This is a genomic window from Streptomyces sp. NBC_00328, assembly GCF_036139655.1.
Taxonomy (GTDB): domain Bacteria; phylum Actinomycetota; class Actinomycetes; order Streptomycetales; family Streptomycetaceae; genus Streptomyces.
This window is the reverse complement of the sequence record NZ_CP108013.1, coordinates 5,070,752-5,097,138: the sequence shown is the minus strand read 5'-3', so window position 1 is coordinate 5,097,138 and position 26,387 is coordinate 5,070,752. Positions and strand designations below refer to the sequence as shown.

The window sequence follows — 26,387 nt, the reverse complement described above, 5'->3', positions numbered from 1 at the left end:
CAGGTTCTTCCCCCGGCTGTGGACAACCGGGTCACCCCGGGTACGGAGAACCCGGGGCGTCGATCACGCCTTCTCGACGGCGTGGCCGCCGAACTGGTTGCGCAGTGCCGCGATCATCTTCATCTGCGGCGAGTCGTCCTGACGCGAGGCGAAGCGGGCGAAGAGCGACGCGGTGATCGCGGGCAGCGGCACCGCGTGGTCGATGGCGGCCTCCACGGTCCACCGGCCCTCGCCGGAGTCCTGCGCGAAGCCCTTGAGCTTCTCCAGGTGCTCGTCCTCGTCCAGCGCGTTGACGGCGAGGTCGAGCAGCCAGGAGCGGATGACCGTGCCCTCCTGCCAGGAACGGAAGACCTCGCGCACGTCCGTGACGGAGTCGACCTTCTCGAGCAGTTCCCAGCCCTCGGCGTAAGCCTGCATCATCGCGTACTCGATGCCGTTGTGGACCATCTTCGCGAAGTGGCCCGCGCCGACCTTGCCGGCGTGCACCGCTCCGAAGTCGCCCTCGGGCTTGAGCGCGTCGAAGACAGGCTGGACCAGGGCGACGTGCTCGGCGTGGCCGCCGTACATCAGCGCGTAGCCGTTCTCCAGGCCCCAGACGCCGCCCGAGACACCGCAGTCGACGAAGCCGATGCCCTTGATGCCCAGCTCGACGGCATGCTTCTCGTCGTCCGTCCAGCGCGAGTTGCCGCCGTCCACGACGACGTCGCCCGGCTCCAGCAGGGCGGCCAGCTCGTCGACGGTGGACTGGGTCGCGGCGCCCGCGGGGACCATGACCCACACCACGCGCGGGCCCTTGAGCTTGCCCACAAGTTCTTCCAGGCTGTGGACATCGGCGAGGTCCGGGTTGCGGTCGTATCCGATGACGGTGTGACCTGCGCGGCGGATCCGCTCGCGCATGTTGCCGCCCATCTTGCCGAGGCCGACGAGACCGAGCTCCATCAGTTGTTCCTTAGGGGTTGCGACGTGGCGTGAGGGCACTCTCGTACCTGGTCCGAGCCTAGACCGGGGGGTACCACCCACGCCTTTCGGGCACCGGTGGAACTCACGCACATCTGTGGGCATACCCGCTCAGACGTATGCCCCGCCCGCGGTGCGCCCGCCGGTCCCCAGGACCGGCGGGCTCCGGGATCAGCCGGACAGGCGCACCGGCATGATCAGGTACTTGTAGGCCTCGTCCGCCTCGGCGTCCACGGCGGGCTTGCCGCTGAGCAGCGCCGGCTTCGTGGACGTCGTGAAGGAGAGCTGGGCCACCGGCGAGTCGATGGCGCTCAGGCCGTCGAGCAGGAACGTCGGGTTGAAGGCGATCGAGACGTCGTCGCCCTCCAGCTGGGCGTCGACCCTTTCCACAGCCTGTGCGTCGTCGCTGGAGCCGGCCTCCAGGATCAGCACGCCCTGCTCGAAGCTCAGCCGCACCGGGGTGTTGCGCTCGGCGACCAGGGCCACACGCTTGACGGCCTCCACGAAGGGGGCGGTCTCGATGACGGCGATGGAGTTGAACTCCGTCGGGAACAGGGAGCGGTACTTCGGGAGGTCGCCTTCGAGCAGACGGGTGGTCGTACGCCGCCCGGCGCCCTCGAAGCCGATCAGGCCCTCGCCCGCGCCGGAGCCGGACAGCGCCAGGATCACGCTGTCGCCGCCCGTGAGGGCCTTGGCGGTGTCCAGGAGCGTCTTGGCGGGCACCAGGGCGACCGCGGACGCCTCGGGGTTCTCCGGCTTCCACAGGAACTCGCGGACCGCGAAGCGGTACCGGTCGGTGGACGCCAGGGTGACCTTGTCGCCCTCGATCTCGATGCGCACACCCGTGAGCACGGGGAGCGTGTCGTCGCGCCCGGCGGCGATGGCCACCTGGGCGGCGGCGGAGGCGAAGACCTCACCGGGGACGGTGCCGGTCGCCGACGGCATCTGGGGCAGTGCCGGGTACTCCTCCACAGGCAGGGTGTGGAGTGTGAACCGCGAGGAGCCGCAGACCACGGTCGCCCGTACACCGTCTGTGGAAATCTCCACCGGCCGGTTGGGCAGCGCCCGGCAGATGTCCGCGAGGAGGCGGCCGGACACGAGGACCGTGCCCTCTTCGTCGATCTCCGCGTCCACGGAGACCCTCGCCGAGACCTCGTAGTCGAAGCTGGAGAGGCTCAGTGCGCCCTCCTCGGCCTTCAGGAGGAGGCCTGCGAGCACAGGAGCCGGCGGACGGGCCGGGAGGCTGCGTGCCGCCCAGGCCACTGCCTCCGCGAGTACGTCGCGTTCCACCCGGATCTTCACCGTTGCCGCCTCCGTCTGTTGCCGGCGCTCTCGCCCTGCTGGCCTTCGTCGTCTGACTCGGTGTCGTTCCGACCGCTGGGGGGAGGACACCGGGGACCAGTCTGACGCACCGCGCTGACAGTCGTTGCCCCTCGGGGTCAAGTCGTGCCGAGCGGCAGTCGAGCCTCCGAGAGCAAGTTGTGCACAGCCCCCACTTCGAAACGATTCTCAGGCTCTCTCTAGTTGGTCTTAGTAGTAGGGCCTGTGGAAACCGTGGATAACCCCGTTTTCGCAGCTCAGAGGCGATTTTTTGTCCACCGACCCTGTGGGTGAAGGCAGTGGACAACCTGGGGTATCTGTGGACGACGAAAAGTTCTGCACACTCGGTCCACAGCCGGGGGCGACTTCTCCCCAACGTCGTCCCCAGCTTTACCCACGTTCCCCACAGCCCAATCCGGCACCTCGGTGTGACGCCTTTCACTCGACGCGGTGAGATGGCGCGGCGCGTTGCCGAACAGTGGACAGTGATGTGGAGAAGCTGGAGATCGCTGGGGACAACTGACCCCAGCCTGTGGATCGCCGGTGGACAACCCTGCACGCAGCCTGTGGATCTTTTCTTTGTCCACAGGCTGTGGAGAGTCTTCATCCACGAATCCACAGGCTGCTGACCTGGTCTGATGACCTTTCAACAGTGCTGCCTGTGGAAACGATCTGGACAACTTCCCAGTCCCCAGGATGTGGACGGAAAAAAGTCACCACATCTGTGGAGAGTGGCCGTAACCAGGCTCGGATTCGAACAGCAGGTGTCGGGTCGGTAGCGCCGACACCCATGCCGGAACCCTCGGAACACGGCTCCGAAGCCCTCGGAACACGGCCCCGGAACCCTCGAGAAGGGTCTCCGGAGCCCTCGGGGAGTGCCTCGGACGTCGCCGGGCGCGCGGTCCTCGGCCCGGCCCCGACCTTTCGGTGCCCGAGCGCGGCCCGGGAAACGGGTGGCCCGGAAAGGTGGGCGGGAACGGCGAAGGGCGCCCAGGGACGATGTCCCTGGGCGCCCTTCGGGCATGGCCGGCGCCGGTCGGCGCCGGCCTCCGTCAGCCGTTCTTGATGCGGTTCGTGAGTTCGGTGACCTGGTTGTAGATGGAGCGGCGCTCGGCCATCAGCGCGCGGATCTTGCGGTCCGCGTGCATCACGGTCGTGTGGTCGCGGCCGCCGAACTGCGCGCCGATCTTCGGCAGTGACAGATCGGTGAGCTCACGGCACAGGTACATGGCGATCTGCCGTGCCGTCACCAGGACGCGGCTGCGCGAGGACCCGCACAGATCGTCCACCGTGAGGCCGAAGTAGTCGGCCGTGGCCGCCATGATCGCGGTCGCGGTGATCTCGGGGGCCGAGTCCTCGCCACCGGGGATCAGGTCCTTGAGGACGATCTCCGTCAGACCGAGGTCCACCGGCTGCCGGTTGAGCGACGCGAACGCCGTCACCCGGATCAGCGCGCCCTCCAGCTCGCGGATGTTGCGCGAGATCCGGGACGCGATGAACTCCAGCACCTCCGGCGGGGCGTTGAGCTGCTCCTGCACCGCCTTCTTGCGAAGGATGGCGATACGGGTCTCCAGCTCGGGCGGCTGGACGTCGGTGATCAGACCCCACTCGAAGCGGTTGCGCAGCCGGTCCTCCAGGGTGACCAACTGCTTGGGCGGCCGGTCGCTGGAGAGCACGATCTGTTTGTTCGCGTTGTGGAGCGTGTTGAAGGTGTGGAAGAACTCCTCCTGCGTCGACTCCTTGTCCGCGAGGAACTGGATGTCGTCGACGAGCAGGATGTCCATCTCCCGGTACCGCTTGCGGAAGCTGTCGCCCTTGCCGTCGCGGATGGAGTTGATGAACTCGTTGGTGAACTCCTCCGAGCTCACGTACCGCACCCGGGTGCCCGGATAGAGGCTGCGCGCATAGTGCCCGATCGCGTGCAGCAGGTGCGTCTTGCCGAGCCCCGACTCCCCATAGATGAAGAGGGGGTTGTACGCCTTCGCGGGTGCCTCGGCGACGGCCACGGCGGCGGCGTGCGCGAAGCGGTTCGAGGCGCCGATCACGAACGTGTCGAAGAGGTACTTCGGGTTCAGCCGCGCGGTGGGCTCGCCCGGGCCGGGCGTCGGCGCGGGCTGCGCGGACTTCGACCCGGGGGCACCGCCCATGGACGGCAGCGAGGGGCCGCCCCTGCGTCCCTGACCGCTGTCGGAGGGGTCCGGCAGATCGCGGCGGTCGGAGCGTTGGTCGTAGTCCTGGCGCTGCTGCTCGTAGGGCGAGCGCTCCACCGACTGGGGCCGGTAGTCCTGCGGCGGCGAGGCGTAGGGGTCCCGCTCGGGGAAGCCGAGGCGCTGCTGCTGCCAGCCGTAGTCGTCCTGGGAGTGGCGCGGCCAGGCACCCGGCTCCGGGCGCTGGTAGTCCGGGTACGCGGGACGGGCGGTCGGCAGCTGGTCGCCCGGGGCACCGGGCATCGGTTCGGCGCGGCCGCCGCGGTGGTCGTCGGCGCGGTGGCGGCCGTAGCCCTCGTATCCGTCGCGGCGGGAGTTGTACGGAGCGCGGTCGTCGCGGCCCTGCGGCTCGTACGTGCCGCGGTCGTCACGGCCCTGGCCGGCGTCGTAGCCGCCGCGGTCCTCCCGTCCCTGGCCCTCGTACCCCCCGCGGTCGTCCCGGGCCTGTGTGCCGTCGTACGCGCCGCTGTCGTAGCCGCCGCGGTCGTCGCGGCCCTGGCCCTCGTAGGGGTCACGGCCCTGGACCGGTCCGGCGGGGAGCTCGGGCTCCTCGTAGCGGGGCGGCGCGGGCATGGAGGGCTCGCCCGCGGAGTCGTCGACCGTGATGGCGATGCGGATGGGGCGCCCGCACTCACGGCTCAGCGTCTCGCTCACGATCGGAGCGAGACGGCCTTCCAGTACGTTCTTGGCGAACTCGTTGGGGACGGCGAGCAGAGCGGTGTCCGCCACCAGGGCCAAGGGCTGGCACCGCTTGATCCAGTGTTCGTCCTTCACCTCGACACCCTGTCCGCGGCCTTCGCCCAGAAGTTGTTCCAGTACGCGTGGCCACACTGCGGCAAGATCGGCAGGTACGTCAGCCACGGGGCACGCTCTCTCACGGGTCCCATGAACGTGTGGTTCTGGGAACAGGTTGGGAAGTCAGTCGCTTGGGGCGGGGGGAACAAAACCGCTGGGGCGGCGAGAAGGGAACGAAACGGAGTTCAGCCACGGTAGTCAGGGCGACGGGTACGGTTCAAGTTGTTGTCCCCAGCCTGTGGACAGTGTCCCCCGTCGGCGGTTGGTTTGACCGGATGGCGTAGCCGCGCGTACCGTAACCAGGTCGAGTTGTCGATGGCTGCTGCCGCCTGCCTCCGATGGGCACAGATCGCGAAGCGTGATCGGGAAGCGGTGCACTCGGGCGTAATGCGAGTTTCCTCGTGGGCGCACGGTGACAGCCAGGGCGGCACCCCGCCACCACCGATTCTTTCTGGAGCCCCCTAGTGAGCAAGCGCACTTTCCAGCCGAACAACCGTCGTCGCGCCAAGACCCACGGCTTCCGCCTGCGGATGCGCACCCGTGCCGGCCGCGCGATTCTCGCGAACCGCCGTGGCAAGGGTCGCGCCAGCCTGTCCGCCTGATTACTTACAGGTCATGATCTCGTGCTGCCTACCGAGCATCGGCTGAGGCGGCGCGAAGACTTCGCGACCGCGGTACGCCGAGGACGCCGGGCCGGACGCCCGCTTCTCGTCGTCCATCTACGTAGCGGTGCAACGGACCCGCACGCGCCTGGGGAGAGCGCTCCCTCGACGCGTGCGGGTTTCGTCGTGAGCAAAGCCGTGGGCGGAGCCGTCGTACGCAACAAGGTGAAGCGCAGACTTCGCCATCTGATGCGCGACCGAGTCGCCCTGTTGCCCCCCGGTAGCCTGGTAGTCGTACGAGCGCTGCCCGGTGCGGGTGACGCCGACCATGAACAGCTGGCCCGAGACCTGGATGCCGCCCTGCAGCGGCTGCTGGGAGGGGGCGCGCGATGAAGTACCCACTGCTTGCTCTCATCAAGCTGTACCAGTGGACGATCAGCCCGTTGCTCGGGCCGGTCTGCAAGTACTACCCGTCGTGCTCCCGATACGGCTACACAGCCATCGACCGGCACGGTGCGATCAAGGGAACGGCACTCACCGCCTGGCGCATCCTCCGGTGCAATCCGTGGTCGCTGGGCGGTGTGGACCATGTTCCGCAACGCAAGCGACCGCGGTGGCACGAATTGCTGCGTAACGCCTGGCGTGCACGCAAGGGCGGGACCTCCGCCGAACCGGCCACCGGGGACACCACTGCCCCGAGCCCGGCCGCTGAGACCCCGTCCCATGCTCAAGGAGCTTGATTAGTGGACACGATTGCCGGCCTTTTCAGCTTCATCACGACACCCGTTTCCTGGGTCATCGTCCAGTTCCACGCCGTGTACGGGAAGATCTTCGGTCCCGACACGGGCTGGGCCTGGGGCTTGTCCATCGTTTCCCTGGTGATCCTGATCCGTATCTGCCTGATCCCGCTCTTCGTGAAGCAGATCAAGGCCACTCGGGCCATGCAGACCCTGCAGCCCGAGATGAAGAAGATCCAGGAGCGCTACAAGAACGACAAGCAGCGCCAGTCCGAAGAGATGATGAAGCTGTACAAGGAGACGGGTACCAACCCGCTCTCCTCGTGCCTTCCCATCCTGGCCCAGTCGCCGTTCTTCTTCGCGCTGTACCACGTGCTCAACGCCATCGCCACGGGCAAGACGATCGGCGTCATCAACGAGGATCTGCTCGCCAGCGCTCGTCAGGCGCACATCTTCGGCGCCCCGCTCGCGGCGAAGTTCACGGACAGCGCCGAGAAGGTCGCTCAGCTCGGTGCCACACTGACCGACGTCCGTGTCGTCACCGCGATCATGATCGTGCTGATGTCGGGTTCGCAGTTCTACACCCAGCGTCAGCTCATGACGAAGAACGTCGACACCACGGTGAAGACGCCCTTCATGCAGCAGCAGAAGATGCTGATGTACGTCTTCCCGGTCATGTTCGCCGTCTTCGGCATCAACTTCCCGGTCGGTGTCCTCGTCTACTGGCTGACCACCAACGTGTGGACCATGGGCCAGCAGATGTACGTCATCCGCAACAACCCGACCCCGGGCTCGAAGGCTCAGGCCGCGTACCTGGAGCGCCTGCAGAAGCACGTCACGCAGCACGGCAAGACCCGCGGACGCGGCGAGAAGGCGATCGTCAAGGCCATCGTCGCCAAGGGCCGCGACCGCAACGAGTTCGAGCGCAAATTCATCAACGGCCTGACCAAGGCGGGTCTCGTGGCGCAGCCCGACGGCCTCGTGGCGGCCGGCGAGAACACGACGGTCGTCGAGTCCGAGGACGGCACCACGACCACCGCGGCCGCCGTTCCCAAGCGTCAGCAGCCGAAGCGCCAGACCAAGGCACAGCGTCAGTCGGGTGCGGCGTCCAGTGCGCCGGCGGACGACGCGGAGCCGAAGACGTCGCTGAGCAAGTCCGACGAGCCGCAGGATGCCAAGCCCTCCTCCGCCGCGAAGCCGGCCTCTGGAAGCGGTAGCAAGCCCGGCACCGGTACCCGCAGCAAGGCCCAGTCCGGACAGCGCAAGGGCCCGCAGCGGCCCAAGTCCCCGTCCAAGAAGTAAGAAGGAGTCCATCCCGTGACGGAAGGCACCACCTCCGCCGCCGCTGAGGGCGACACCCTGACCCGCCTGGAGCAGGAGGGCGAGATCGCGGCGGACTACCTCGAGGGTCTGCTCGACATCGCCGATCTCGACGGCGACATCGACATGGACGTCGAGGCCGACCGCGCCGCTGTCTCGATCATCAGCGACTCGGGCGGCCGAGACCTGCAGAAGCTGGTCGGCCGCGACGGCGAGGTGCTGGAAGCGCTCCAGGAGCTCACGCGCCTGGCCGTGCACCGGGAGACCGGGGACCGCAGCCGGCTGATGCTGGACATCGGGGGATTCCGTGCCAAGAAGCGCGAGGAGCTCTCCGAGCTGGGCGCCAAGGCCGCCGCCGAGGTCAAGAGCTCCGGTGAGCCGGTCAAGATGGACCCGATGACGCCCTTCGAGCGCAAGGTCGTGCACGACGCGGTCAAGGCCGCCGGCCTGCGCAGCGAGTCCGAGGGCGAGGAGCCGCAGCGCTTCGTCGTCGTGCTCCCCGCCTGATCGGTACGTACGTTCCTTCGGCCCCGTCTGTTGCGCAGACGGGGCCGAATTTTGTCAGCCTGATAGTCCTGGTGATCAGCGCTCAGTGCGCTCAAGCGGTACGGAAGGACGGTCCCCCGTGACGGAGGCAGCGGAGCTTCCCCCCGCGCCCGAGCAGGCGCGCGAGGTATTCGGTGATCGCTTCGCGGATGCGGTCCGGTACGCGGAACTGCTGGCCGAGGCGGGAGTACAGCGTGGGCTGATCGGCCCGCGGGAAGTGCCCCGGCTGTGGGAGCGGCACCTGCTGAACTGCGCGGTGCTCTCGGAGGTCGTGCCCGAGGGCGTGACCGTATGCGACGTCGGCTCCGGTGCGGGGCTGCCCGGCATTCCCTTGGCGCTCGTCCGGGAGGACCTCAAGATCACATTGCTTGAGCCCCTGCTGCGCCGGACCAATTTCCTCACCGAGGTCGTGGAACTGCTCGGTCTCGACCATGTGACCGTCGTACGCGGCCGCGCCGAGGAAGTCATGGGCAAGCTCCATCCGGTTCACGTGGTGACCGCCAGGGCGGTCGCTCCGCTCGACCGGCTGGCGGCGTGGGGTATCCCGCTACTGCGCCCGTACGGCGAGATGCTGGCCCTCAAGGGCGACACGGCCGAGGAGGAGCTCAAGGCCTCTGCCACGGCGCTGAGCAAGCTCGGTGCCGTGGAGACCTCCATCCTCCATGTCGGTGAGGGCATCGTGGATCCGATGTCCACCGTGGTGCGGGTGGAGGTCGGCGAGAGCCCCGGCGGTGTGCGCTTCGCGGCGAAGCGGGCCAAGGCCGCCAGGACGGGCCGGACGCGCCGCCGGCGCTGATCCTCGTCGAGGTGAGCATCACTACTCCCGGTTCTCTCGCGAGAGGGCCGGGAGTTTTTCGTTCGGGGTCAGGAGTTGTTTCTCACTCCGATGGGATCGGTCTCGATGGCGAGGCTTATTCGACAAAAGCTGACAAACCTGCATGTATCGGAGTGTCGCGCCGCGATGACCCGAGCGGCTCGGCATCGTGTTTCACGTGAAACGTCGCTCACTGTTGCACGGCATCATCAGTCGCGGCCGAGCTGCGGCCGAACCCCGCGATCGGAGGCCCCTCGGGTCACTCGGAGGGGGTGTGGAGTTGTCCACAGAGGTGGATTTCTCCACAGAAGAACGGGCCTCGCTGGTTCACGACCCCAATGGCATGGGAGGCTCTGTTCATTGCGAGCCTGAAGTCGAGGAGAGTGAATCCTTGCGGTCCGACGCCAACATCGCGGGACCGATGACCGATCCGGTCCCCGGTCCCCGTACCGAGTCGATGGGGGAGGATGTTTCACGTGAAACACCGCCCCCGATGGACGACACTCCCATCGGTCGTGCTGCCCAACTGGCTGTGGAGGCGCTAGGACGCGCCGGTGAGGGCCTGCCACGGCCCGAGCAGACCCGAGTCATGGTGGTCGCCAACCAGAAGGGCGGGGTGGGTAAGACCACGACCACGGTCAACCTTGCCGCTTCGCTGGCCCTGCACGGCGCCCGGGTCCTGGTGATCGACCTCGACCCTCAGGGCAATGCCTCCACGGCGCTGGGGATCGACCACCACGCAGAGGTTCCATCGATCTACGACGTGCTGATCGACAGCAGGCCGCTCTCCGAGGTCGTTCAGCCGGTCCCTGATGTCGAGGGCCTCTTCTGTGCCCCCGCCACCATCGATCTCGCCGGTGCGGAGATCGAGTTGGTGTCGCTGGTGGCCCGTGAGAGCAGGCTGGAACGAGCGATCCTGGCGTATGAGCAGCCGCTGGACTACATCCTCATCGACTGCCCGCCGTCGCTCGGCCTGCTGACGGTCAACGCTCTGGTCGCCGGCGCGGAAGTGCTCATCCCCATCCAGTGCGAGTACTACGCGCTCGAAGGCCTGGGGCAACTCCTGCGCAACGTCGACCTGGTACGCGGGCACCTCAATCCCGACCTGCACGTCTCGACGATTCTGCTCACCATGTACGACGGCCGGACCCGCCTCGCGTCCCAGGTCGCGGAGGAGGTGCGCAGTCACTTCGGCAAGGAGGTGCTGCGGACGAGCATTCCGCGTTCGGTGCGTATTTCGGAGGCCCCGAGTTACGGGCAGACGGTTCTGACCTACGATCCGGGTTCGAGCGGTGCTCTCTCGTATCTTGAGGCCGCGCGCGAAATCGCCCTGCGAGGAGTCGGAGTGGCGTACGACGCGCAACATGCCCATGTGGGCGGACAGAACGATCAGAACATGGTGGAGGGGATCCAGTGAGCGACCGACGACGGGGTCTGGGGCGGGGCCTGGGTGCGCTGATCCCTGCGGCTCCGACAGGTGAGCGGCCCGGTGTTTCGGCGAGTGGGGCACCCTCCTCGTCGACCGCCGGTCCCGTGCTCACGGCGGAGCGCGGGGTGGCTGCGGCGAAGGTGACCACGCTGCCGTCTGTTTCACATGAAACGGAGGAGGTGTCGTCGAACGGATCACTGGAGACGCTTCAGGCTCCCGTCGGCGCCCACTTCGCCGAGCTGCCCCTCGACACCATCACGCCGAATCCGCGGCAGCCGCGTGAGATCTTCGACGAGGACGCTCTCGCCGAGCTGGTCACCTCCATCAAGGAGGTCGGACTCCTCCAGCCGGTCGTCGTGCGCCAGGTCGGTTCCGGGCGCTACGAGCTCATCATGGGAGAGCGCCGTTTCCGGGCTTGCCGTGAGGCGGGGCTCGAGGCCATTCCTGCGATCGTGCGAGCCACGGAGGACGAGAAGCTTCTCCTGGACGCGCTCCTGGAGAACCTCCACCGGGCTCAGCTGAACCCGCTGGAAGAGGCGGCGGCCTACGACCAGCTGCTCAAGGACTTCAACTGCACGCACGACCAGTTGGCGGACCGGATCGGACGGTCACGTCCTCAGGTCTCCAACACCCTGCGTCTGCTGAAGCTCTCCCCGTCGGTTCAGCGTCGTGTGGCTGCCGGAGTTCTCTCCGCGGGGCATGCGCGGGCACTCCTCGCCGTCGACGACTCGGAGGAGCAGGACCGCCTGGCTCACCGCATCGTCGCCGAGGGACTCTCGGTGCGGGCCGTGGAGGAGATCGTGACCCTCATGGGGTCCCGCCCTCAGGCGGCTCAGCGCTCCAAGGGGCCGCGGGCCGGCAGTCGGCTCTCTCCGGCGCTGAGTGATCTGGCCACCCGTCTCTCGGACCGCTTCGAGACCCGGGTGAAGGTCGACCTGGGGCAGAAGAAGGGCAAGATCACTGTCGAGTTCGCTTCGATGGAAGACCTTGAGCGCATCCTCGGTTCCCTCGCCCCGGGAGAGGGTCCGGTGCTTCAGAAGAGCCTTCTGGACGACGACTCCGACGACGCGGAAAGCTGAGACGGCTTTCTGATGGCCCGATGTCCGATCGGGTTCACCAGAAGAGCGGGCCGTGTCCGGCGTGTGCCGGAATACGGCCCGCTCTTTGCTTTCTGGCGGTATCGATGGAATCGCATCGTGGATACGATGCGATGGGTATGGCGCAACCACCTGGCAGCACCTTCATCGGGGAGGCAGGGGTCATGCAGAGCGTGAGCCGTACCGGACTGGTGACCGCAGGTCTGGGTCTGGGAGCGGTCGGCGGGTTCGTCGGCAGCCTGCTCAGAGAGCGGAGCCATCTGACAGCCGCCCGTGACGCCGCGGGCGAAGGAAGCGAGGAACAGCCTTCATGGGGCGTCGGCTCGTACCGCTCACGCTGGACAACCTTCAGGACCTTCCCCAGCGCTGTCGGGCGTGCGTCTTCTGGGAACTGGATCCTGTCCGCGGTGAAGCCGCGGTAAAGGCGGGTACGAGCGCCCTGGAGAAGGAGGCGTGGATCTCCTCGGTTCTGCTGGACTGGGGATCCTGCGGCCGAGTCGCCTACGTGGACGATGTGCCGGTGGGCTATGTGCTCTACGCGCCGCCAGCCTACGTCCCCCGCTCCACGGCGTTTCCCACAAGCCCCGTAGCGCCGGACGCGGTTCAGCTCATGACCTCGTTCATCATGCCGGGCTATCAGGGACAAGGGTTGGGCCGGGTGCTGGTCCAGACAGTGGCCAAGGACCTGCTCCGTCGGGGATTCAAGGCGATCGAGGCCTTCGGAGACGCCCGGTGGAAAGAACCCGCCTGTGTGCTCCCCGCCGACCATCTCGTCGCGGTGGGCTTCAAGACCGTGCGCCCTCACCCCAGGCATCCTCGCCTGAGGCTGGAACTGCGGACGGCGCTCTCCTGGAAGGAAGACGTGGAGTTGGCGCTGGACCGGCTTCTCGGAGCCGTGCAGAAGGAGCCTGCGCTCCGTCCTTTGTGAGGGGCGGCCGCCCGCACCGTTCGTGTTCCGGGACCGACGCGTCCTTCCATCGGCCCGGCGTCCTCGGCTCAACGCCCGGCATCCCCCGGGAAAGCGAATGGGCCAGCCCGCTCGGGCTGGCCCATTCGTGTTTCACGTGAAACACACGGCGCCTGTACGGCACCGTCGCCGACTACTCGGTGATGAAGTCCTCCAGGTCGCGCACGATCGCGGCCTTCGGCTTCGCTCCGACGATGGTCTTGGCGACCTCGCCACCCTGGTAGACGTTCAGGGTCGGGATCGACATGACGCCGTACTTGGCGGCCGTCGCCGGGTTCTCGTCGATGTTGAGCTTGACGATCTCGATCTTGTCTCCGTGCTCGGCGGCGATGGCCTCGAGTGACGGGGCGATCTGGCGGCAGGGACCGCACCAGGCGGCCCAGAAGTCCACCAGGACGGGCTTGTCGCTCTTGAGGACGTCCTGCTCGAAGGAGTCGTCGGTCACGTTCTTGAGGGTGCCGGCCACGGCGGGCTCCTTAACTTGTTGGTGCGGTGGGGAGAGCTGGGGTGATCAGGCGGTGGCGGCCGCGGTCTCGCTGTCGGCAAGGGCCGCGAGGTAGCGCTCGGCGTCGAGGGCGGCGGAGCAGCCGGTACCGGCCGCGGTGATCGCCTGACGGTAGGTGTGGTCGACGACGTCACCGGCGCCGAAGACACCGGTCACGTTGGTACGGGTCGAAGGCGCGGCGACCTTCAGGTAGCCCTCGCCGTCCAGGTCGAGCTGACCCTTGAAGAGCTCGGTGCGCGGGTCGTGGCCGATCGCGATGAACAGACCGGTCACCGGGAGCTCCGAGGTCTCGCCGGTCTTGAGGTTGCGCAGCGTCAGACCGGCCAGCTTCGGGTCGCCCTTGATCTCGGCGACCTCGCTGTCCCAGATGAACTTGATCTTCGGGTCCGCGAAGGCACGCTCCTGCATCGCCTTGGAGGCCCGGAGGCTGTCCCGGCGGTGAACGATGGTGACGGACTTGGCGAAGCGCGAGAGGAAGGTGGCCTCCTCCATCGCGGTGTCGCCACCGCCGATGACGGCGATGTCGTGGTCCTTGAAGAAGAAGCCGTCACAGGTCGCGCACCAGGAGACGCCACGCCCGGAGAGGGCGTCCTCGTTGGGGAGACCGAGCTTGCGGTGCTGCGAGCCCGTCGTGACGATCACGGCCTTGGCACGGTGCACGGTGCCGGCGGTGTCCGTGACCGTCTTGATCTCGCCCGACAGGTCGACGGCGACGACATCGTCCGGGACCAGCTCGGCACCGAAGCGCTCGGCCTGGGCGCGCATGTTGTCCATGAGCTCGGGGCCCATGATGCCGTCCTGGAAGCCGGGGAAGTTCTCGACCTCGGTGGTGTTCATCAGCGCACCGCCCGCGGTGACGGCGCCTTCGAAGACCAGCGGCTTCAGCGACGCGCGCGCGGTGTAGAGCGCCGCCGCGTAGCCGGCGGGCCCAGACCCGATGATGATCACGTTACGGACGTCGCTCACGGCTTGATTCCTCGTCTCTGGAGACTGCTGCGTACCGGTGGGAGCATCTGTCAGTACTCTCACCCCACCCAACGGATCCTAAGGGGCTTCAATTCCCGCTGTGTCAGGGCACACGGACACCGGGTGCCGGACGGAGACGCCAAGGGGCGTCCGGGCGAGAGACCTCTGTGCTTCACAGCGGCAGGGCGTGCTGATGGGACGCTCGGGACGGTCGTGGCCGATGTGCCGGAGAGTCGGCGACAGGTGAGTTCAGGAACGCGCGTACGACCGGGTCAGCAGGAGCTTGCCGGGCGACGGAGAGGACTGTTTCTCGCAGGAGGCGTCGACGATGTAGGCCGTGACCTTCGCGGTGTCGGAAGCATCGGACACCACGAGGAGATAGACCGTCCTCTCCTTGAACGAGCCCTCCTCGGCGGCGAGTAGCACCCCGGGGTCTCCGGTCCCCTGCTCGACACACTGGGGAACCGCGGGTGTGGGGGTGATCAAGGTCTTCACGCCGCCCGAGTCGGTTCCGGCGTCCTCTGACTCGACACCCCAGGGCTTGGCACTAGGCGAGCCGTGACCTGACTTCTTGTTCTTCGCGAGAAGGTCCGAGACCTCGCCCTTCAGGGTCTGCTCGGAGAAGGCAGTCCGTGACCCCGACTCGTGCTGGGTTGCCGTCTGGGGGGTCTTGCCGGAGCCGTCGCCGTCCAGGGACTGAACGAGGATCGCGCCCAGCCCCAGTGCCGCGGCCGCGAAGGCGGTGCCGAGGAGGGCGGTCCTGCGGCGGCCACGACGTGCTCGGTGGGAGCGACCGGGGCCGGTGACCCCACGAGGATGTCCTGAAGGGCTGGTGGCAGTCGACGTTTCACGTGAAACATGAGCACGGTCGGCTCCGGCATCGGGTGCCTCATCGGGAGCCGTGGCGCTCAGCAGGGCTTCCGCGGCCAGGGCGGCATCGATGCGTTCGGCGACATCGTCGGGCATGCGCGCGGGGCCCGGCAGGGTGCCGAGAAGGCTGCGGATCTCCTCCAGGGAGTCGTACACGTCCGTGCAGAGCGCGCACCCATCGAGGTGTTGTCGCACGTCCTCGGTACGGGCAGGCGAGAGCAGACCCTCGGTGAGGTCGGAGATTTCCGCGACGTCCGGGTGCTCGGCCTTGTCCGTCGTGGATGTCACGCCCGCCCACCTCCGCCCTTCACAGCAGCTGAATCGCTTGGCCCCGCGTCGTGGGAACCCGACACGTGAGGTCCCGCTGCGGGTGGGACGGATGTCCCCTGCGTCCGGTTCCGTCCGCCGCCCGACTTCTTCGTCTCCTCGTCGCCCGGGTTCTCCTTGCGGAGATGGGCGAGCAGGGGAAGCAGTCTGGCTCTGCCGCGTGCACAGCGGCTCTTCACCGTGCCGGTCGGCACATCGAGGATGTGGGCCGCTTCCGCCACGGGGTAGCCCTGCATGTCCACCAGGACGAGGGCGGCGCGCTGGTCGGCGGGGAGCGTGCCCAGGGCGGCTATGAGCTCGCGGTGGAGATCGTTGCGTTCGGCCGGAGCGGCGGCGGACTCGTGCGGTTCGAGAAGCTGCTCCAGGCGCTGGGTGTCATCGACGGGGGACGTCTTCCTGGAAGCGGCCTTGCGGGCTCGGTCCAGGCAGGCGTTCACCGTGATGCGGTGCAGCCAGGTCGTGACGGCCGACTGGCCCCGGAAGGTGTGGGCGGCCCGATAGGCCGAGACGAGCGCGTCCTGGACCGCGTCAGCGGCCTCCTCGCGGTCTCCCAGCGTCCGGAGAGCCACCGCCCACAGGCGGTCGCGATGGCGTCGTACAAGCTCACCGAAGGCGTCTGGATCGCCTTCGACGTGGCGGGCCAGGAGGTCCTGATCGCTTGTTTCACCCTGTGCGGCTTCATCGGCCATCGAACCCCCTCCCCTCCGTCGACAAGCGTCAGCCGGTGAACTTCACGTCCGTGAGCGCCTGCTTCCAGCCGGCGCCGCTGTAGCCGTCGCTGGGAGCGTTCGGCACATCGGTGATCCACAGCAGCACGTACTGCGTCTTCAACGACCTAGACGCCTTCACGTCCAGGGCGGTGCCGCTCGTGGTGGCGGAACCGATCTCCTTCATGCCGTCGACGGACGTCGAGGGAGACAGCGCGTCGGCGGCGTACAGGTGGATCGTGGTGTGGTTCCCCGGATAGCGAAGCCCTATCGAGGCGTTCTTGAGCGTCTGGGCCGAGCCCAGGTCGTAGACGATGCCCACACCGGGCTTGTACGGCGCCAGCTTGGGTCCTTCGAGGTACTTCTTCGTGCGCCAGAACGTGGTGCTGTTGCCGTCATAGGTCTTGTCCACGTCGTCGGCTGCCTGGGCAGAGCCGTCGACCAGGTACTCCTGCGCGTCCTTGATGGCGATCGGCTTGACCGGCTTGGTCTTGTCGTCGCCCTTCTCGTTGCCGTCCGTCGTCTGGGTCTGCTTGGTGTCGTCGGGCTTGTCGTGGTCGATCAGCGCGTCCGCGAGCTGCCAACTGCCCAGGCCCAGTGCGGCGATGAGGAGAGCCGACACGGCCCACTTCAGGGCCGTTCCGGTACGGCTCTGCAGCGGAGGCGGCGGAGTCGGCAAGGGCTGGGTGGCGCCGGGACGCGGCGACTGACGCCCGTACGTGCCCTGCTGGTACGTCGTGCGCTGGTACTCGGGCGGTGCGGTGAAGGCGGGCTCCGGCGGGCGGATGCGGGGCACCTCGCTGACCGCCTTCACGAGCTCCTCCGGCGTGGTGCACGGGGACTCGTGGCGGGAGGCGGTCGCACCGTCGTTGGCGAGCGCGCGCATGGCGAGCTCCGACAGGCCCCGGTGGACCCCGGCACGTACCTGGTCGGGTGCGATGAGACCGACGCCCTTGGGCAGCCCTGACAGGCCGTAGGCATCGCTCTCGTACGGCCAGCGCTGGGTGAGGGCGGCGTACAGGAGTGCGCCGATCGCTTCCGTATCGGTGCGCTGCGGGGTGTCCGAACTGATGCCGCGCAGCGCCGCGTTCACGGCGAGCCCGCGGATGCGCCACTGCCCGGTGGACGTGCGCAGCACGGCGCCCGGGGTCAGCTTGAGATGGGCGAGGCCCTCGCGGTGTGCGGCGGCCATGGCCCCAGAGACCTGACTGACCATCTGGTAGGCCTCGTGCACCTCGAGGGGACCCGAAGCGAGGAGAGCCGTGAGTTCCGTGGCGTCCGGCAGCCACTCGTGCACCACGTAGACGAGATCGTTCTCCTCGACCGCGTCCAGGACCTGGACGAACCGGGGATCGCCCAGCAGGGCGGAGGAACGGGCCGCCGCCAGTACGGAGCGGGCACGCGGATGATCGGCGGGCAGCAGGTGCACCCCGACGGCGCGACGGAGTTTCTCGTCCATCGCGCGCCAACTGCTGAAACCGTCCAGTCGGGTGACGCACTCCTCGAGGCGGTAACGCCTGGCGAGTTTGTGACCACTGTGCAGTTCGGGCGGTGAGGCCTTTCCGGGACCCTCGGTCCCGCCGCTCCCCTGTGCCTCTTCGCTGTCCGTTTCCCGCTCCCGGTTGAGGGCCACCCCGTCGGACGTGGTCTGGTCCGCCTTGGCGGTCAGCGGTTCGTCACCGCTGTTGTCTGCCACGTCGACGGCAGCCGTGCTCCGTTCCGCCACCGTCGTCCCTGCCTCCCCATCCATTGCGCGCGCTGTCCGACGCAGAAACCAATTGTGCCCACAGTCCGGCGCTATGCACGACACACGGCGACGGACGATGGTTGTGCGCGTACCCCCGCCTCAGCGCCCCAGGCGCCCGCGGACCATTCCGACCATTGAGTTGAGTTCTTCGATGCGCATCTTGCGCGCCGCGACGTAGAAGACACCGAGCAGGGCGACCGATCCGAAGACGAGCGCCGCGATCGAACCGATCACGCCATGTCCGAGGACCTGGGTGATCGCGAAGCCTACGGTGCCGCCCACCACGGCGCCAGGGACGGAGGCCAGGCACAGACGGGCGTACGTGCGCAGCACGCGGGCACCGTCCAGGTCGCCGCCCAGCCGCCTGCGCAGTCGCTGCCAGGCCACTCCGACGCCCACGGCGTACGCCAGGCCGTACGCGCCGGCCATGCCGACGACCGCCCACTGCGCGGGCAGGATCATGTAACAGACGGCCGAGGCGGCCGCGTTGACGGCGGCCACGATGACCGTGTTGTAGAACGGCGTGCGGGTGTCCTCGTAGGCGTAGAAGCCGCGGAGGATCACGTACTGCACCGAGAACGGGATCAGGCCGAGGGCGAAGGCCATGAGGACGTAGCCCTGGGATTCGGCGGACTCGAGGCCGCTGGAGCCGAAGAGCAGAGTGCACACGGGGATGCCCAGGGCGAGGAACATGAAGGCCACCGGGACGATCGCGACGGCCGAGGTCCGCAGGCCCTGCGAGATGTCGTCACGGACGGCTCCCGGGTCTCCGTCGTGGGCCGCTCGTGAGATCCGCGGAAGCATGGCCGCCATGACGGAGACCGTGATGATCGCCTGCGGCATGCCCCAGATGAGCTGGGCGTTGGCGTAGGCCATGATGCCCGCGCCGCTCTTGCCCGAGGCCTTGCCCGCCGCCGTGGCCAGCTGCGTGACGACGAGGACGCCGGCCTGGTTGGCGAGAACGAAGAGCACGGTCCACTTGGCGAGCTTGATGGCCTTGCCGAGGCCGTGGCCCCGCCAGTCGAAGCGCGGACGGAACCGGAAGCCGGCCTCGCGCAGATACGGAACCATCGCCGTGGCCTGGACGACCAGACCGAGCAGGGTGCCGATGCCCAGCAGGCGGATGCCGTCCGGCGGGATGTTGGTCACCGACATCCCGGAGCTCCGGGCGGTGCCGTAGACCCAGAGGAACATGCCGAAGGTGAAGATCATGACGATGTTGTTCAGGACCGGGGTCCACATCATCGCGCCGAACTTCCCGCGGGCGTTGAGGATCTGGCCCATGACCACGTGCACGCCCATGAAGAAGATCGTGGGCAGGCAGTAGCGGGCGAACGTGACGGCCACGTTGTTGGCCGCGGGGTCGCTCGCGATGGGCGACGACATCAGCTGGACCAGCAGCGGCGCGATGAAGACCGCGGCGGTGACGATCACGCCGAGGGCGACCATGACGAGCGTCAGCAGGCGGTTGGCGTAGGCCTCGCCCCCGTCGTCGTCCTCCTTCATGGACCGCACGAGCTGGGGCACGAAGACCGAGTTGAGGCCGCCGCCGACGGTGAGGATGTAGATCATCGTCGGCAGGGTGTAGGCGACCGTCCAGGCGTCACCGAGTGTCGCCGCACCCAGAGCGGCGGTGATGATCATGGTCCGTACGAAGCCGGTGAGACGGGACACCAGCGTGCCCGCCGCCATTACCGCGCTCGACTTCAGCAAACCGGAGGCACGGCCGCCGGACTTCGCCGGAACGGCCGCGGGCGGCTGAGCGGCGGCCGGAGCCGGCTCGGGAGCCGGTGCCGGGACCGCGGGGGAGGCGTAGCCAGGACGGACGCCACCCTGCTGCTGATCCCGGAAGAGATGAGCGAAGGCGTCGGGCTCGTGCTGTTCCTCGCCGGCCTGGGTGACCAGATCGTCCACGCCCACGTACTGGGTGGTCCGGGCGTCGTCGCCATAAGGCAGGTGACGCGTCGGCCCGGACGGCTCCGGAGGAGGCGTCTGGGCCCACAGCCGCGGGTCGGGTGCGTACTGCGACGCGGGCGGCTGAGCGTACAGCGGCTGCTGGGGGGCGTACGTTCCGGGCGCCGGCGGAGGGTGCGCGGCACGGTCGTACAGCGCCTCCGTCACCGGGTCCTGGGCCGAGAGGTCCTGAGCCCTGTACGGATCCTGGTCGTAGGCGTCCTGGAGGTACATGTCCGCGGGAGACCCCGGCGGCATCTGAGCGGTCTCCGGCATGCCCTCGGGGTAGCCGGAGCGGTCCGCGGCCCGGTCCGGGTGGTCCTCGGGGTAGCCCGAGGATCCCGCGCCCTGGCCGCGGTCACCGTCGTACGGCGCGTTCATGGTTACCCCACCTCATCGTCCCCGGGCCCACCGGCCACGACATCGCTCAACGGTCCACTCTCTCACCCGTGCCGGACGGGTCGGCGCTTTCCGGTGCGGTGTCCGGTGTCGGGTCACTCGGCTGCTCCGGGTCGTCTGCCCCGGACTCCGGACCGGAAGCCCGTTCGGGACCGGCCTCGGAGTCTTCGGTGGAGTCAGTGTCCACGGTGCCCTCGGCGACCTCGCTGTCGCCCCCCGCTTCGGGACCGTTCGCCGTGTCCTCCTCGGCGTTCCGGGCCGCCGCGCGCTTACGCTGCGTGTACATCCGGAAACCGGCGAGCACGAGAAGCAGGACGCCGCCGCCGATGACGAGCATCACCGTGGAGGTGATCTCGGTGACCTTCACCTCGAAGGGAACCGGGTCTCCGTACGGCTGCCCGTCCTCCGTGTAGAGCTGGGCGACGACCTGAACCGGGCCGTTGGCCTTGGTGGACGTCGTGAACTTGACCGACTGGCTGTGCTCGCCCGCGACCTGGATCGGCTGCTCGTCGTACGGTTCATCGCCGATTTCGAGGCGGGTGGGCTGCTGCGAGGTGAGACGCAGCATCAGATGGCCGACACCCTGCACGAGGTTGTTCTGGACGGTCACGGGGATCGTGGCGCTGCGCCCGGACAGCTTCGCGTCCGACTTCTGGATGAGATGCACCAGGCCCATGAGCCCGTCGAGGTAGGTCTCCACACCCTGCCGGAAAGACGCCGCCTCGGTGGTCCGACCGCGCCAGGACGCCGACATCCCCCGCTCTATGGCCCGTCCGAACGGCGTGACCACACGGGACTCGTCGGTCAGGATCATCCGGAACTTGTCGAGCTTGGCCTGGGTCGCCTGGATCCTCTCGAACGCCGAGCGCGGCAGCTCCCGCTTGCGCAGCGCCGACGGGTACGAGGACGCGGAGGGCACCTTCGTGGTGGCGCCGGGGTCCGGCTTGGCCTTGGCGGCCTCGGTCAGCCCCTGGGACTGTGACCAGTTCCCCTGCTGGAGCGCCCGCAGCGCCTCGGCCATGGACTGCGCCTGGCTCGCTGTGGGCATGCGCTGCGGAGCGACGACGATGCTGCGCTCGTTCTTCGGCTCCTGGAGGTTGATCATCAGGCTCTGCGCGAGGAACTTCTGGACGGCGAGCGTAGAGGCGTCAGCCTTCAGCATGTCGCCCTGGAACGCGGTCGACAGCCGCTCGTCGGCGACCACCGCCGTGGTTCCGCCGCCGATGGGGCGGGCGGCGCTGGGCGTGTAGGACAGGCCGCCGGTCTCGCGCAGGCTGTCGCTGCGGGCGATCACCTTGTCCGCGCCGGCCGACGTGGCCACCTTGATGATCGACGGGTCCACCGCACCGTCTGCCGGCCAGGCGAACTCCGTGCTCGGCTTCACATGGACGATCGTCTCCACCGTGTCGGCCGCCACATCGGTGGCGTCCTTGAGGTGGCTCAGGGAACCGGTGACGTCCTTGCCGCGGTGGGCCAGCGACGCGAGGTCGGGGTCGGCGAACGGCAGGGCCACGATGCTCTGGCCCTGGACCGCCTTCTCCAGCTTGTCGAGCCAGGCGTTGGCCACCGCCTGGTTCCGCCCGGCGATGGTCGTGCCGTTCTCCTGCTGGATCCGGTAACCGCCCCTCATCGCGTCGACGGAGGCCAGCAGGTCCGGGTCGAGGACCCACGTGACATCGAGCTCGCTGCCCAGCGACAGGAGCTGGTCCAGGCGGCCGCCCGGGGAGATCTCCTTGGCCAGGTCGTCGTTCTTGAAGACGGGCGTCTGCTGGGCGTCCGAACCCGTCTCCGCCGTGAGGTGGACGGTGGAGACGAGCGGCCAGAGGTACGTCGTCCTCGTCTTCGTGTCCGCTGCCTCGGGCTGCCAGGGCAGGAACGTCCGCTCGATACCGAGTACCTGGTCCCACGGCTGAGTGGTGGTCCGGCCCGTGAGCGACACACCGAGCTGGTAGACGCCCTCGGAGCCGAGATCGAGATCCTTGACCGGGACCGAGATGCTGAAGTGCTGCGAGCTGCCCGCGGTGAGCTTGGTGACATTGGCGACGTACTTGCCCCCGACCTCCAGCGTGTCGAGGCCCGGCTGGAAGCTGGTGCGCTTCGCGACCGTGTCGATGGCGGAGCGGGTGTTCAGGGACGGCCCCACCCGGATGCCCACGTGGGCGTCGGTGACCGTCTGCTTGCCCGTGTTGGTGACCGACCCCGAGACGGTGACCGTGTCACCGTCGGTGGGGACGCTGGGGGCCAGCGAGTCGAGGCTGACGTCCACAGGGCCGGACGATCCCGAGGCGGTGGCCAGGGATCCTGGGGCAGTGGCGGCGGAAGCCTTCTCTGCGGCCTGCGAGGGCGTACTCAAGGGCAGCTGGAGCAGCCCGGCCAGCAGCGGCGCCCCGGCCAGCAGTGCCCCGCTGCGCCGGAGCCACCGGCGGGCAGGTGAGGGACTCGTCCCTTGGAAGTCTGCCGCCTCGGCCACGCGCTCGCCCGTCCCTCGTCGTCGTCAGTGGTCGTCGGAATGTGCGTCCACGCATGGTAACGAGGTGCGCTGAGCGTAAGTGCCACGGACTGGTCCACAAGATCAGGGATGAGCGCCGACTGTCCTGTATGTACGCGTATTCTGCCCACGAAAAGATGTGGGGCACAGGTGTGGGATTTATCCAGGCGCTTCCCGGCGCCTCGGCCACGTACCCTTTTCTGTTGTGCCGAACGCCAACGAAGACAATTCCAGTGCCCTGAGCCAGGTGCAGCGCCGCGCGGTGAGTGAACTGCTGCGGGTGTCCCCTGTCGCCGACGAACTTGCACGCCGTTTCCAGGAGGCCGGGTTCTCGCTCGCCCTGGTCGGCGGCTCGGTCCGGGACGCGCTCCTCGGTCGGCTCGGCAATGACCTGGACTTCACGACGGACGCCCGGCCCGAGGACGTGCTGAAGATCGTCCGGCCCTGGGCGGACGCCCTGTGGGAGGTCGGGATCGCCTTCGGCACGGTCGGTGCGCAGAAGGACGCCCGGGTGGGCGATGCGGAGCAGTCGTTCCAGATCGAGATCACGACGTACCGCTCCGAGGCGTACGACCGGACCTCGCGCAAGCCGGAGGTCTCCTACGGCGACTCCATCGAGGAAGACCTCGTGCGTCGCGACTTCACGGTGAACGCGATGGCCGTCGCGCTGCCGGAGAAGGAGTTCATCGACCCGTACGGCGGTCTGGACGACCTCGCCGCTCGCGTTCTGCGTACCCCGGGCACCCCGGAAGCGTCCTTCTCCGACGACCCGCTGCGGATGATGCGCGCCGCCCGGTTCGCCGCGCAGCTCGACTTCGAAGTGGCGCCCGAGGTGGTTGCCGCCATGACGGACATGGCCGGGCGTATCGAGATCGTCTCCGCGGAGCGGGTGCGGGAGGAACTGAACAAGCTGATTCAGTCCGCCCACCCGCGCAAGGGCCTGACGCTGCTCGTGGACACCGGGCTCGCCGAGCACGTGCTTCCCGAGCTTCCCGCCCTGCGACTGGAGAGGGACGAGCATCACCGGCACAAGGACGTCTACGAGCACACGCTGATCGTGCTGGAGCAGGCGATGGCGCTGGAGGAGAACGGGCCCGATCTGACGCTCAGGCTCGCCGCGCTGCTCCACGACATCGGCAAGCCGCGGACGCGACGCTTCGAGCAGGACGGGCGGGTCTCCTTCCACCATCACGAGATGGTGGGCGCCAAGATGACCAAGAAGCGGATGACGGCGCTCAAATACTCGAACGACCTCGTCAAGGACGTGTCCCGTCTGGTCGAGCTGCATCTGCGCTTCCACGGGTACGGCACCGGAGAGTGGACGGACTCCGCGGTTCGCCGCTATGTGCGTGACGCGGGCCCGCTCCTCGACCGCCTCCACAAGCTGACCCGTTCCGACTGCACCACGCGCAACAAGCGCAAGGCGACTGCCCTCTCCCGCGCCTACGACGGGCTGGAGGAGCGCATCGCCCAGCTGAAGGAGCAGGAAGAGCTCGACGCGATCCGTCCCGACCTCGACGGCAACGAGATCATGGGGGTCCTGGGGATCGGACCCGGCCCCGCGATCGGCCAGGCCTACAAGTTCCTGCTGGAGCTGCGGCTGGAGAATGGGCCGATGGAGCATGACGCCGCGGTGACGGCGCTCAAGGAGTGGTGGGCCGAGCAGGGCTGAGAGGTGGCCGGCCCGTCATGTTTCACGTGAAACATGACGGGCCGGCCACGCGAAGGGGCGGTGTTTCACGTGAAACACCGCCCCTTCGCGTCTGTGCGGGTCCTACTTGGAGGCGATCTCCTCCAGGCAGAGAGTGAAGTCGTTCTTGCCCGTCTCGGTGTACTCGGCGTACTTGGTGCGGTCGCAGCCGGAGTCGTCGGACTTCTTCTGGGCGACCTTGAACTTTGCCTTGGCGTCGCCGCAGTCCACGACCTTCAGTCCCGGGTCCGTGCTGCTGTCCGGGTTGCTGATGCTCATGCAGTCGCCGACCTTGGCGGTGTCCGGGTCGTGCCGGCTCGCCAGGTAACCCACGCCGGCGGCTATGACGGCAACGACTACGACGCCGCCGCGCAGGTACTGCTTGATGCTGCGCTTCGGGCGCTGCGGCGGGACCGGAGCGAAGCCGGCGCCCGGCTGCTGCGGGTATCCCTGCGGCGGCTGCCCCTGCGCGAACGGGTTCTCGCCCTGCGGCGGCTGCCCCTGCGCGAACGGGTTCTGGCCCTGAGGCGGCGGAGTTGTCACTGGAGTTCCCCCTGGAACATAGATGCGCGACACGAACGTAAGACGCACGTAAGTTATCGGGCCCCTGTGACAACTCAGTAGTCAGAAGTGGCTCTGTGTCCCTCATGTGACACTTACCGAATCTCAAAGCGGGCCATAGCAGCCGCAATTGATGCGTAGACCGCCGCTACGGTGAGGACGAGGGAAACGGACCGTCCGTCAGAAGGCAGCATCAGCGCGGCCACTGCGGCCGCTCCGACGAAGGCGACGTTGAACAGGACGTCGTAGATCGAGAAGATCCTGCCGCGGAAACCGTCGTCCACGGCGGACTGCACGATGGTGTCCGTGGCGATCTTCGCGCCCTGTGTGGTCAGGCCCAACATGAAGGCGGCGCCCAGTGTGGGTGAGGGGGCGAACAGGAGGCACAGCGCGGGTACCAGGACCGCGGCGGTGCCGGCGCAGACGGCGATCCAACGGCCCGGTCCCAGCCGCCCGGCCGCCCAGGGCGTCGCCACGGCAGCGACGAAGAAGCCGGCCCCCGAGACGCCCACGGCCAGGCCCAGGAGCGCGAGCCCGTCGTCCGAGCCGGACGCCCACGCGTAGCGGCAGAGCATCAGCACCATGACCGTCAGGGCGCCGTAGCAGAAGCGCATCAGGGTCATCGCCGTCAGAGCCCAGGCAGCCTCTCGCCGTGGGAGCTCCGCGAGATGGCGTACGCCTCCGGCGAGGCCTCGCGCGGTGCCGGCGAGGGCCGTGCCCACGTACGGCCGGACAAGCTCCTGGTCGGGCCCGAGGATCCCCGGGGCGATACGCAGCGAGGCGAGGGCCGCGCACAGGTACAGCGCCGCTCCCACGAGGACCACCGCCGCGTCGGAGTCCGCGACGACCAGCCGTACGGCGAACGCGAGAGCCGCGCCCACGGTGGCCGCGAGCGTTCCCGCGGTCGGTGAGAGCGAGTTGGCCACCACCAGACGGCCCGTGTCGACGACACGGGGCAGCGCGGCCGACAGCCCGGCCAGGACGAAGCGGTTGACGGCGGTGACACAGAGCGCGGAGGTGTAGAAGAGCCAGTCGGGCGCCGGGCTCAGCATCAGCAGAGCCGTCACGCACGCCAGTGCCGCGCGCAGCAGGTTGCCGTACAGAAAGACCTGCCGACGCTGCCAGCGGTCCAGCAGGACGCCCGCGAAGGGACCGACGAGGGAGTACGGGAGAAGGAGCACCGCCATGGCGGAGGCGATGGAGGCCGCCGAGGTCTGTTTTTCCGGCGAGAAGACCACGTAGGTGGCCAGCGCGACCTGGTAGACGCCGTCGGCGCCCTGGGACAGCAGCCGTACACCGAGCAGGCGTCTGAATCCCTGGAAGCGCAGGAGGACGCGCAGGTCACGCACGACGGCCATGGGGCACAGCCTCACATACGAGGAA

At 68.2% G+C, this 26,387-nt stretch carries 22 protein-coding genes; 10 read left to right on the top strand and 12 right to left on the bottom strand.

Features of this window, described 5'->3' with window-relative positions; all coding sequences use genetic code 11:
• Window positions 1-63 precede the first annotated feature (63 nt).
• From gnd to dnaA, 3 genes are all read right to left on the bottom strand, one after another.
• The gene (gene gnd / locus OG485_RS22300) at window positions 64-939 is read right to left on the bottom strand and encodes a phosphogluconate dehydrogenase (NAD(+)-dependent, decarboxylating) (RefSeq protein ID WP_328670360.1); all 876 of its coding nucleotides are present in this window, start codon (window positions 937-939) and stop codon (window positions 64-66) included.
• Window positions 940-1,128: 189 nt separating this feature from the next.
• Window positions 1,129-2,259, bottom strand: coding sequence for a DNA polymerase III subunit beta (gene dnaN / locus OG485_RS22295; RefSeq protein WP_326786746.1), 1,131 nt, complete (start codon window positions 2,257-2,259; stop codon window positions 1,129-1,131).
• A 1,070-nt stretch (window positions 2,260-3,329) separates the two neighbouring features.
• Complete coding sequence (gene dnaA / locus OG485_RS22290) at window positions 3,330-5,345, bottom strand: chromosomal replication initiator protein DnaA (protein ID WP_328670359.1); 2,016 nt, start codon at window positions 5,343-5,345, stop codon at window positions 3,330-3,332.
• 398 nt (window positions 5,346-5,743) lie between these two features.
• Here dnaA and rpmH point away from each other — a divergent pair, with 398 nt between their 5' ends.
• From rpmH to OG485_RS22245, 9 genes are all read left to right on the top strand, one after another.
• Complete coding sequence (gene rpmH / locus OG485_RS22285; protein WP_006381191.1) at window positions 5,744-5,881, top strand: 50S ribosomal protein L34; 138 nt, start codon at window positions 5,744-5,746, stop codon at window positions 5,879-5,881.
• Window positions 5,882-5,902: 21 nt separating this feature from the next.
• On the top strand, window positions 5,903-6,274 hold the full coding sequence (gene rnpA, locus OG485_RS22280) for a ribonuclease P protein component (RefSeq protein WP_328554536.1): 372 nt from the start codon (window positions 5,903-5,905) through the stop codon (window positions 6,272-6,274).
• On the top strand, window positions 6,271-6,621 hold the full coding sequence (yidD, locus tag OG485_RS22275) for a membrane protein insertion efficiency factor YidD (protein ID WP_326786749.1): 351 nt from the start codon (window positions 6,271-6,273) through the stop codon (window positions 6,619-6,621). The genes rnpA and yidD overlap by 4 nt, the downstream gene beginning before the upstream one ends.
• Window positions 6,622-6,624: 3 nt before the next feature.
• Window positions 6,625-7,920, top strand: coding sequence for a membrane protein insertase YidC (yidC, locus tag OG485_RS22270; protein WP_328670282.1), 1,296 nt, complete (start codon window positions 6,625-6,627; stop codon window positions 7,918-7,920).
• A gap of 15 nt (window positions 7,921-7,935) precedes the next feature.
• On the top strand, window positions 7,936-8,445 hold the full coding sequence (locus tag OG485_RS22265) for a Jag family protein (RefSeq protein WP_328670280.1): 510 nt from the start codon (window positions 7,936-7,938) through the stop codon (window positions 8,443-8,445).
• A 118-nt stretch (window positions 8,446-8,563) separates the two neighbouring features.
• Window positions 8,564-9,280, top strand: a complete 717-nt coding sequence (rsmG, locus tag OG485_RS22260; RefSeq protein WP_328670278.1) for a 16S rRNA (guanine(527)-N(7))-methyltransferase RsmG — start codon at window positions 8,564-8,566, stop codon at window positions 9,278-9,280.
• Between the two features lie 361 nt (window positions 9,281-9,641).
• Window positions 9,642-10,715 (top strand): ParA family protein, encoded by a 1,074-nt coding sequence (locus tag OG485_RS22255; RefSeq protein ID WP_328674590.1) that lies wholly within the window; start codon window positions 9,642-9,644, stop codon window positions 10,713-10,715.
• Window positions 10,712-11,806 (top strand): ParB/RepB/Spo0J family partition protein, encoded by a 1,095-nt coding sequence (locus OG485_RS22250; protein WP_328670277.1) that lies wholly within the window; start codon window positions 10,712-10,714, stop codon window positions 11,804-11,806. The genes OG485_RS22255 and OG485_RS22250 overlap by 4 nt, the downstream gene beginning before the upstream one ends.
• Window positions 11,807-12,134: 328 nt before the next feature.
• Window positions 12,135-12,752, top strand: coding sequence for a GNAT family N-acetyltransferase (locus OG485_RS22245; protein ID WP_328670274.1), 618 nt, complete (start codon window positions 12,135-12,137; stop codon window positions 12,750-12,752).
• Between the two features lie 172 nt (window positions 12,753-12,924).
• Here OG485_RS22245 and trxA read toward each other — a convergent pair whose 3' ends face one another.
• The 7 genes from trxA to OG485_RS22210 form a co-directional block, all read right to left on the bottom strand.
• Complete coding sequence (gene trxA / locus OG485_RS22240) at window positions 12,925-13,257, bottom strand: thioredoxin (protein WP_328670272.1); 333 nt, start codon at window positions 13,255-13,257, stop codon at window positions 12,925-12,927.
• 45 nt (window positions 13,258-13,302) lie between these two features.
• Entirely contained in the window at window positions 13,303-14,262 is a 960-nt protein-coding gene (gene trxB, locus OG485_RS22235; RefSeq protein ID WP_328670271.1) for a thioredoxin-disulfide reductase, read from the bottom strand.
• Window positions 14,263-14,511: 249 nt separating this feature from the next.
• A complete protein-coding gene (locus tag OG485_RS22230) occupies window positions 14,512-15,420 on the bottom strand; it encodes an anti-sigma factor family protein (protein WP_328670270.1) in 909 nt (302 codons plus the stop codon).
• Window positions 15,417-16,148 carry an RNA polymerase sigma factor SigM gene (gene sigM, locus OG485_RS22225; RefSeq protein WP_328670269.1) on the bottom strand — a complete coding sequence of 244 codons (732 nt, stop codon included), beginning with the start codon at window positions 16,146-16,148 and terminating at the stop codon, window positions 15,417-15,419. The genes OG485_RS22230 and sigM overlap by 4 nt, the downstream gene beginning before the upstream one ends.
• Before the next feature lie 28 nt (window positions 16,149-16,176).
• On the bottom strand, window positions 16,177-17,892 hold the full coding sequence (locus tag OG485_RS22220) for a protein kinase family protein (protein ID WP_328670268.1): 1,716 nt from the start codon (window positions 17,890-17,892) through the stop codon (window positions 16,177-16,179).
• Window positions 17,893-18,012: 120 nt separating this feature from the next.
• Window positions 18,013-20,247 carry a murein biosynthesis integral membrane protein MurJ gene (murJ, locus tag OG485_RS22215; protein WP_328670266.1) on the bottom strand — a complete coding sequence of 745 codons (2,235 nt, stop codon included), beginning with the start codon at window positions 20,245-20,247 and terminating at the stop codon, window positions 18,013-18,015.
• Between the two features lie 46 nt (window positions 20,248-20,293).
• Window positions 20,294-22,735, bottom strand: a complete 2,442-nt coding sequence (locus tag OG485_RS22210) for a DUF6049 family protein (RefSeq protein WP_328670264.1) — start codon at window positions 22,733-22,735, stop codon at window positions 20,294-20,296.
• Between the two features lie 223 nt (window positions 22,736-22,958).
• On the opposite strand from OG485_RS22210, the gene OG485_RS22205 reads away from it, so the two are divergent.
• Window positions 22,959-24,425 (top strand): CCA tRNA nucleotidyltransferase, encoded by a 1,467-nt coding sequence (locus OG485_RS22205; protein ID WP_328670262.1) that lies wholly within the window; start codon window positions 22,959-22,961, stop codon window positions 24,423-24,425.
• Window positions 24,426-24,527: 102 nt separating this feature from the next.
• Here OG485_RS22205 and OG485_RS22200 read toward each other — a convergent pair whose 3' ends face one another.
• A complete protein-coding gene (locus OG485_RS22200; RefSeq protein ID WP_328670260.1) occupies window positions 24,528-24,986 on the bottom strand; it encodes an LppU/SCO3897 family protein in 459 nt (152 codons plus the stop codon).
• A gap of 113 nt (window positions 24,987-25,099) precedes the next feature.
• On the bottom strand, window positions 25,100-26,362 hold the full coding sequence (locus OG485_RS22195) for an MFS transporter (protein ID WP_328670258.1): 1,263 nt from the start codon (window positions 26,360-26,362) through the stop codon (window positions 25,100-25,102).
• Between the last annotated feature and the right edge of the window lie 25 nt (window positions 26,363-26,387).

Coding starts and splice junctions, on each gene's coding strand:
- sigM (WP_328670269.1), bottom strand. CDS start 16,148: ATGGCCGATGAAGCCGCACAGGGTGAAACAAGCGATCAGGACCTCCTG.
- murJ (WP_328670266.1), bottom strand. CDS start 20,247: ATGAACGCGCCGTACGACGGTGACCGCGGCCAGGGCGCGGGATCCTCG.
- OG485_RS22195 (WP_328670258.1), bottom strand. CDS start 26,362: ATGGCCGTCGTGCGTGACCTGCGCGTCCTCCTGCGCTTCCAGGGATTC.
- OG485_RS22255 (WP_328674590.1), top strand. CDS start 9,642: ATGGGAGGCTCTGTTCATTGCGAGCCTGAAGTCGAGGAGAGTGAATCC.
- OG485_RS22245 (WP_328670274.1), top strand. CDS start 12,135: ATGGGGCGTCGGCTCGTACCGCTCACGCTGGACAACCTTCAGGACCTT.
- yidD (WP_326786749.1), top strand. CDS start 6,271: ATGAAGTACCCACTGCTTGCTCTCATCAAGCTGTACCAGTGGACGATC.
- gnd (WP_328670360.1), bottom strand. CDS start 939: ATGGAGCTCGGTCTCGTCGGCCTCGGCAAGATGGGCGGCAACATGCGC.